At 71.9% G+C, this 534-nt stretch carries 1 pseudogene; it reads left to right on the top strand.

The window, feature by feature from the left end:
- A pseudogene (locus OCW50_RS33165) lies at positions 1-374 on the top strand (SH3 domain-containing protein); the annotation flags it as partial.
- Positions 375-534 lie beyond the last annotated feature (160 nt).

The following is a 534-nucleotide window of genomic DNA, read 5'->3' as shown; positions in this document are numbered from 1 at the left end:
AAGCGTCCCAACAGCGCCGTGCGGCGGCGGATCGACCTTCTGCGCCGCAGCGGCCGGCCTCACAGCAGCGACCGGCGACCGGGCAACGGCAGGCGCAGCAGCAACGTCCGGCCCAGCGTCCTGCCGCTCAGCGTCCGGCTCCGCGCCAGCAGCTCCCCGCGAATGTCATGCGCGATGCCCAGGCGCGGCACATCGGCAACCAGCGGCAGATGGCGAGCCGCCAGTTCTCCCGTCCTCCGGCGCAGTTCTCCCGCTCGTCATCGTTCGGTCCGCCGCGGAGCATGGGACCGGGGGGCGGCTTTGGAGGCGGTCGCGGAGGCTTCGGAGGAGGCGGGCGTGGCGGAGGAGGCTTCCGCGGAGGCGGCCGTCGCTGAAGGATCGCGAGGACAGGCTGCTCGCCTGTCCTCGCGACAGCTTCTTCCCATCAACCGGTCAGAAGTCGCGCTGAACGCGAATGCGCCCTTCCCAGGTGTCCTCCGACCCGGTCGACCGGAACGTTCCGGTCGGGTCGCCGGACGCCGTGGTCAGCGGAAC

This window comes from Microvirga sesbaniae, from assembly GCF_025460805.1.
Classification (GTDB): domain Bacteria; phylum Pseudomonadota; class Alphaproteobacteria; order Rhizobiales; family Beijerinckiaceae; genus Microvirga; species Microvirga sesbaniae.
Note: the sequence above shows the minus strand (reverse complement) of the source record. Positions and strands in the feature narration are given on the sequence as shown.